This window comes from Chromohalobacter marismortui (assembly GCF_004364315.1).
GTDB lineage: Bacteria > Pseudomonadota > Gammaproteobacteria > Pseudomonadales > Halomonadaceae > Chromohalobacter > Chromohalobacter marismortui.
On the sequence record NZ_SOBR01000021.1, the window covers coordinates 1 to 1,193 of the forward strand.

The 1,193-nt window shown below is 64.0% G+C and carries 1 protein-coding gene; it reads right to left on the reverse strand.

What is annotated here, in order from left to right:
- On the reverse strand, window positions 1–1,193 hold a 1,193-nt coding region (locus C8E00_RS16580; RefSeq protein ID WP_133698627.1), incomplete at both ends, for an Ig-like domain-containing protein.

Genomic DNA, 1,193 nt, shown 5'->3' on the forward strand with positions numbered 1-1,193 from the left:
GTGGTATCCACTGCGTACTCACGGGCGGTGTCGGCACTGAAGGCGTTGCCCGCTTCGTCGGTGCCGGTGACATTGGCGGCCATCGTATCGTTGGCGGCCAGCACTTCGCCGGCCACGTCGATGCTGTAGGTGAGGTCGTCCCCCACCGTACCTGCGTAGTTCTGGTCACCAATGGTCAGGGTAACGGTGTCGCCGGCGGCGGCATCGCCGGTGACGCTGCCGGTGATCGCAATCGTCTGACCCGCTTCGGTGTCGTTGACGGTGTTGTCGTCAGTCACCGGGTCGATGGTGATCGTGGCACTGGCGTCGGTATCGACGCTGTAGTCGCGGGTCGTATCCGCACTGAAGGCGTTGCCCGCTTCGTCGGTGCCGGTGACATTGGCGGCCATCGTATCGTTGGCGGCCAGCACTTCGCCGGCCACGTCGATGCTGTAGGTGAGGTCGTCCCCCACGGTGCCTTCGTAACTTTGGTCACCAATGGTCAGGGTAACGGTGTCGCCGGCGGCGGCATCGCCGGTGACGCTGCCGGTAATCGCAATCGTCTGACCCGCTTCGGTGTCGTTGACGGTGTTGTCGTCAGTCACCGGGTCGATGGTGATCGTGGCACTGGCGTCGGTATCGACGCTGTAGTCGCGGGTCGTATCCGCACTGAAGGCGTTGCCCGCTTCGTCGGTGCCGGTGACATTGGCGGCCATCGTATCGTTGGCAGCCAGCACTTCGCCGGCCACGTCGATGCTGTAGGTGAGGTCGTCCCCCACGGTGCCTTCGTAACTTTGGTCACCAATGGTCAGCGTAACGGTGTCGCCGGCGGCGGCATCGCCGGTGACGCTGCCGGTGATCGCAATCGTCTGACCCGCTTCGGTGTCGTTGACGGTGTTGTCGTCAGTCACCGGGTCGATGGTGATACCGGCTTGTGCAGTGGTATCCACTGCGTACTCACGGGCGGTGTCGGCACTGAAGGCGTTGCCCGCTTCGTCAGCACCGGTCACTTCGGCGCTGACGGTGTCATGGGCGGCCAGCACTTCGCCGGCCACGTCGATGCTGTAGGTGAGGTCGTCCCCCACGGTGCCTGCGTAGTTCTGGTCACCAATGGTCAGGGTAACGGTGTCACCGGCGGCGGCATCGCCGGTGACGCTGCCGGTGATCGCAATCGTCTGACCCGCTTCGGTGTCGTTGACGGTGTTGTCGTCAGT